Source organism: Pedobacter sp. 10L46_2 (assembly GCF_056395165.1).
This window is the reverse complement of sequence record NZ_JBFTIZ010000367.1, coordinates 1-4,855: the sequence shown is the minus strand read 5'-3', so window position 1 is coordinate 4,855 and position 4,855 is coordinate 1. Positions and strand designations below refer to the sequence as shown.

Sequence of the window (4,855 nt, the reverse complement as noted above, 5' to 3'; positions counted from 1 at the left end):
TAGATAATCTTATTTGAATAGTCACAACACTTAAGCCAAAACAATACACTATGAGCACAACCTGGAATGATGATGATTTAAAAGAAATGGCTAGCCAACTAAGCTCACCAAAGGGTGATAATGGAATAAAAACCGGCGAAAGAATGGCTATTTCAAATGAAAATATGATTGCCAGGACCATACAGCAACTGGACATAAAAGCGAATGATCATGTTTTAGAAATCGGTCAGGGCAATGGAAGCCATGTAAATTCCATCATCACCAAATCAACAGGAGTTCATTATTTTGGTATTGACATCTCTGAAACTATGATTGAGGAGGCAACAAGAATAAATCGAGCGTTTGTTGATAAGAATGTTGTTTCGTTTGAATTATCTAATGGCCATGACATTGACTTCCAAAGCGGTTCATTTGATAAAATATTTACGGTAAATACCATTTATTTTTGGGAAACCCCCGATGTTTACGCTAAGGAAATTTACAGGGTATTAAAGCCAGGCGGCAGTTTCAGCATCGGCTTTGCCGACAAAGACTTCATGAAAAAACTTCCTTTTACAAAATGGAAGTTTCGGCTATATGACAAGGAAACCGTTTCAGAAACACTCATTAAAGCTGGTTTTTCCATTGCTAAAATTACTCAGGAGAAAGAGAACATTAAAGGTAGCCTTGGAGATTTTATAGAACGAGACATTATAATCATAACAGCAAAAAAACTTTAAATAAAAAACACACGATTAACTACTCTCTAATGAAACAAACAATCATTTTTATACTATTCACCCTGTTTTGTACTGGTGTAAATGCTCAGGAAACTTTTACCATATCTGGAACAGTAACAAATGCCAAAGCTGAACAAATTGAGGCCGCCACAATATTTATTGACGGATCTCAAAAATCAACAACAACCAATACTAAAGGCGAATTTAAATTTTCCGGTATTGTGCCTGGTACTTATCAGGTTGTGGTTAATATGTTGGGTTACGGCTCAATAAAACAAAATGCAGTTGTTTTAGAAAAATCGGTTGTTCTCAATTTCACATTAGAGGAAAAACAAATCATTTTAGACGAAGTGATTATTGGCGATAACAATCAGCGCAAGAATTTTCTAAAAACATTCACTAAATATTTCATGGGAGAATCTAAAAATGCAAAAGAATGCAAGATATTGAATACAGATATCATTGATTTCTCTACAGAAAAGGCTATTTTAAAAGCCAATTCGCCTGATTTTCTGATCATAGAAAACCGAAAACTTGGATATCGTATTAAATACTTACTGAGGAAATTTCAATACAATAAAACAGCTGATGCAACGATCTATGATGGAGAATCTATTTTTGAAGATATTAAGGGCTCAAATGAAGAGCAGCAGACCTGGAAAGCAAATAGAAAAATGGCATATGAAGGATCGCTCATGCACTATTTAAGAGCGCTTTATAAAAACAAAACTCAGGAGGAAGGCTTCCTTACGCATGTTATAAAAAACGTTGATTTTCCATTAATGATAGATCCAACTCCAGTGTACACAGAACAGCTTATTGAACGCGCAGACAGCAATTTTATCACCTTTAAATATAAAAAGCGACTCTATACCGTTTATGATAAGAAAAAAGTGGCATCCCTTGCCCCATCAAAAGGAAGCTGGGAAATCATAGAGATGGACGAAACCGGATCTGTTTTACAACTGGATGCGCAGGTTGATGTTAGAGGTAGCTATGCAGGATACAAAAACCTATTGATCCAGGGATTTTGGGGTCGTAAACGTATAGCAGATCAGCTTCCGCTGGAATATGATCCGGATACGCAATAATAATAAGTATTTAAATACGAATCGTATTCTTTCGTTCAACAGAAATATCAGAGGCCTCGGCGAGCATTACCGATACAGGTTGCTGCTGTGTAAGAAAACTAAAATTCTGTCCATATACCAATCCAAAATCAACAGCGATATTAAAGCTTTTTACTTTGTATTGGGCCCACTTAGGATGTTTTACCTCATATTCGTTAGTTTTTTCTGAGCTATATCTTGCATATCCCCAGTAGTGGCCTGTAATAAATTCGGTTTCGCTTCCCGTCTGGATTTCTGAAAGGGCTTTGTTTGCCGTTACACTAAAACTTTGCCATTGATTGTTATACCGCCACTTATATTCTACATAACGATCTTCTTCATTTTCCTTTATACAGTGACTCATTGGCATTGCCTCATAGTTTTCGTTATAAATAGCATTGGCTACTATTGATAATGCAAATTTTGGCACTATTTCCTTAATAAATACCACACCCCTTTTTACGACTCCATTATCGTTATACCTGACATAGAACCGAAGGTTTATCTCTTCAAAGTTTGCATGAAAGGGAATACTGAACCCCAACAGCTTTGTGTTTTTAAACAGAAAGCCGATTAAGCTTACATAACAGGTATCATTCCATAAATCCAGCTCTGTGCCAGCCGGCAAATAGGGAATAAGTAAATTCTTATCAATAGCATAATTAGCTATAGCTAGCTTTCGCCACTCAGCGGTTAAAAAACTCATTATGCAAAATACAAAATATTATAATCAAACATTTAATATACAAGGCTGTTGTATAAAATAAATTAAAGAGATAGCCATGAACAAAACAATAGCATTAGTAATGATAATCCTTGGCGTTGTTATGCTGATTTGGACAGGATTTACCTACACCAAAAAAGAAAAGTTGATTGATGCCGGCCCTATTCAGATTTCGGCAGACAGGGAAAAAAGTGTAAACTGGCCTCCATACATCGGTGGTGTAGTTTTGATTGCAGGGGTGGTTATTTTACTAACCTCAAAAAGATCAAAATAGGTTGGCTTGAAGTATCAATTAAAGAATATATGAATATATTTTTAATAAATTGCTGTTTTTCAATAAATTAAATGTACATTTGAAAATAATTAAATTACAATATAATGCAACAAGGAACAGTAAAGTTTTTCAATGAGACAAAAGGTTTTGGATTTATCGTGCCAGCTAATGGCGATAGCGAAATCTTTGTACACTCTTCAGGCTTAATCGATAGCATTCGTGAGAATGATTCAGTAAGCTATGACGTTGAGCAAGGTAAAAAAGGCTTAAACGCAATTAATGTTAAGATCAGTTAATCAACTCATTTTATAAATTAAAGAAAAGCATCCCTTAAAAGGATGCTTTTTTTGTTTCCAATCATTTTGTTCTGAGTCATTAATGAACCTGTTCAAATAAGCCTTTATCGTTTCTTTTTAATAAAATTTAAATAAACGGATAATAATACTGCTGCGATAAAGCATGAAGCTGTGGCAATATCAACAAATGTGGAAGATACATCCCCCCCGGTCACTTTATCGACAAAATACTTTATGAAAGAGTTTGGTAAATTGGTTTCGCCCAGCTTTTCCTTTAGTTGCCACTGCCAATCAGTTATTGGGCAATAACCGAGTCCAAACCAAATACCTAATATCAGCCATGAGCCGGCTGTTAATAGTACAAAAACAAAATGAAGTGCTCTTGTCTTTCTCCAAATCCACCCTACCAGGTTAAATCCAATAATGATTAAGTGTAATGCTGTAAAAAACCAATCCAGAAACAAGTACATACGATATAGTTAAGTCTAAACAAATGTGTCCTACTGAGTCTCTTTTTCCACACTAAATTCCATAATTGCAGGTATCTTTCTAATGATGACTTGATKGKGCCTCCATTAATAAGGTTTTTTGAAAAATTGTAGCCCAAAACATTATGAATAAGTGCAAAAAGCATAGATACAACGAGTAATATATTGATTGCAATGGGCTTTTGATCGCCGTCAAACATGGTATAATAGCAAAGCAAAAATACCGACCATCCGATTATCTCTATTGTAAATTGCTTTCTGATGCCCTTAAGCACCGGGTGTTTGCTTTCGATAAGCATTGAGCTCAGTTCTTTATTCGTTTTAACTGGCGTTTGTACAGCATTCCATGCTAATTTAAGTGGATCAGTTTCCATAATTATCTGATTAAAAGTTTTTGGATTTTGAGTTTTATTCGATTGAGCTTAACCCCTACGTTGTTTTCATTTATGCCAATTATTTCAGCAATTTGCCTATAACTAAGGTCGTCAAGGTAAAGGGCAACAATAGCCCTTTCACTTTCGTTAAGTTGTTTTAACGTTGCAAACAAGCTTTCTTGCCGAATGGCATATTCTTCATCTACCTCGTCATCAGGCAAATCCGGCAACACTTGATGATATTCAACATCAAGTCTTTTTTTCCGAAACGAAGCAATTGCGGTATTGAGCGCAATACGGTACATCCATGTACTTACCTTTGCTTCCCTTTTAAATGAAGGAAAGGACTTCCATAGTTGATAGGTGATTTCCTGAAAAAGATCTTCCCGATCTTCCTTACTATCACGATATAATCTGCAAATCTTATGGATGATACCCTGATGTTCCTGAATCAGTACTAAAAAGGGCTGCTCATCCATAGATTAATAATTAAATACATATTTCTTCAATTTCTCAATAGGTTGCAGAAACCGAAGAAAACTTACATTATCCGTAGAATCAATACATCTTATACTCAAAAGTATATCTAAAGGTTCCTGCACTTTCGCCAGATTCAAATGTAGCCTCCGTTAACAAAGTTACAGGAAAGTCATCATCATCGTAAGTGAATGTATTTTTTTGCCGAAGTTCCGCGCCGTTTGGATACTTTATAACTGAAGCAAGCAAATCATTAGGTGAAAACCTGTCAAAGGTCTCTATTCCATTTATGTATTTTAATCGTGAATTAAAATACATGCTTTTTTTAGTTCCAAAAGTAGATTCCTTTATGATAAATACATCCGATTGACTATCATACCCGACAATATTATCT

The 4,855-nt window shown here is 35.2% G+C and carries 9 protein-coding genes; 4 read left to right on the top strand and 5 right to left on the bottom strand.

Annotated elements, in window-relative coordinates; genetic code table 11:
- The first annotated feature begins 50 nt into the window (after window positions 1–50).
- Together AC1DDX_RS25040 and AC1DDX_RS25035 are read left to right on the top strand one after the other, a co-directional pair.
- Window positions 51–719, top strand: coding sequence for a class I SAM-dependent methyltransferase (locus tag AC1DDX_RS25040; protein ID WP_288883850.1), 669 nt, complete (start codon window positions 51–53; stop codon window positions 717–719).
- 29 nt (window positions 720–748) lie between these two features.
- A complete protein-coding gene (locus tag AC1DDX_RS25035; protein ID WP_337717807.1) occupies window positions 749–1,810 on the top strand; it encodes a carboxypeptidase-like regulatory domain-containing protein in 1,062 nt (353 codons plus the stop codon).
- Between the two features lie 10 nt (window positions 1,811–1,820).
- On the opposite strand, the gene AC1DDX_RS25030 is transcribed toward AC1DDX_RS25035, so the two are convergent.
- The gene (locus AC1DDX_RS25030; RefSeq protein WP_477612329.1) at window positions 1,821–2,534 is read right to left on the bottom strand and encodes a YqjF family protein; all 714 of its coding nucleotides are present in this window, start codon (window positions 2,532–2,534) and stop codon (window positions 1,821–1,823) included.
- Between the two features lie 76 nt (window positions 2,535–2,610).
- Between AC1DDX_RS25030 and AC1DDX_RS25025 the strand changes: the two genes are divergently transcribed.
- The gene (locus AC1DDX_RS25025; protein ID WP_172662484.1) at window positions 2,611–2,826 is read left to right on the top strand and encodes a hypothetical protein; all 216 of its coding nucleotides are present in this window, start codon (window positions 2,611–2,613) and stop codon (window positions 2,824–2,826) included.
- Between the two features lie 104 nt (window positions 2,827–2,930).
- The gene (locus tag AC1DDX_RS25020; protein ID WP_012780707.1) at window positions 2,931–3,122 is read left to right on the top strand and encodes a cold-shock protein; all 192 of its coding nucleotides are present in this window, start codon (window positions 2,931–2,933) and stop codon (window positions 3,120–3,122) included.
- A gap of 104 nt (window positions 3,123–3,226) precedes the next feature.
- Here the strand turns inward: AC1DDX_RS25020 and AC1DDX_RS25015 are convergent, their stop codons facing one another.
- From AC1DDX_RS25015 to AC1DDX_RS25000, 4 genes are all read right to left on the bottom strand, one after another.
- On the bottom strand, window positions 3,227–3,592 hold the full coding sequence (locus tag AC1DDX_RS25015) for a DUF2784 domain-containing protein (RefSeq protein WP_172662483.1): 366 nt from the start codon (window positions 3,590–3,592) through the stop codon (window positions 3,227–3,229).
- The gene (locus AC1DDX_RS25010) at window positions 3,550–3,984 is read right to left on the bottom strand and encodes a hypothetical protein (RefSeq protein ID WP_477622792.1); all 435 of its coding nucleotides are present in this window, start codon (window positions 3,982–3,984) and stop codon (window positions 3,550–3,552) included. The genes AC1DDX_RS25015 and AC1DDX_RS25010 overlap by 43 nt, the downstream gene beginning before the upstream one ends.
- 2 nt (window positions 3,985–3,986) lie before the next feature.
- Entirely contained in the window at window positions 3,987–4,463 is a 477-nt protein-coding gene (locus tag AC1DDX_RS25005; protein ID WP_288883856.1) for an RNA polymerase sigma factor, read from the bottom strand.
- Window positions 4,464–4,542: 79 nt separating this feature from the next.
- The coding region (locus tag AC1DDX_RS25000) for a hypothetical protein (protein ID WP_477622791.1) at window positions 4,543–4,855 on the bottom strand (313 nt) is incomplete at its 5' end.

What these genes read in the sequence shown, in the direction of transcription:
- AC1DDX_RS25025 (WP_172662484.1), top strand. Translation starts at nt 2,611, where the DNA reads ATGAACAAAACAATAGCATTAGTAATGATAATCCTTGGCGTTGTTATG.
- AC1DDX_RS25035 (WP_337717807.1), top strand. Translation starts at nt 749, where the DNA reads ATGAAACAAACAATCATTTTTATACTATTCACCCTGTTTTGTACTGGT.
- AC1DDX_RS25005 (WP_288883856.1), bottom strand. Translation starts at nt 4,463, where the DNA reads ATGGATGAGCAGCCCTTTTTAGTACTGATTCAGGAACATCAGGGTATC.
- AC1DDX_RS25020 (WP_012780707.1), top strand. Translation starts at nt 2,931, where the DNA reads ATGCAACAAGGAACAGTAAAGTTTTTCAATGAGACAAAAGGTTTTGGA.
- AC1DDX_RS25015 (WP_172662483.1), bottom strand. Translation starts at nt 3,592, where the DNA reads ATGTACTTGTTTCTGGATTGGTTTTTTACAGCATTACACTTAATCATT.
- AC1DDX_RS25030 (WP_477612329.1), bottom strand. Translation starts at nt 2,534, where the DNA reads ATGAGTTTTTTAACCGCTGAGTGGCGAAAGCTAGCTATAGCTAATTAT.
- AC1DDX_RS25040 (WP_288883850.1), top strand. Translation starts at nt 51, where the DNA reads ATGAGCACAACCTGGAATGATGATGATTTAAAAGAAATGGCTAGCCAA.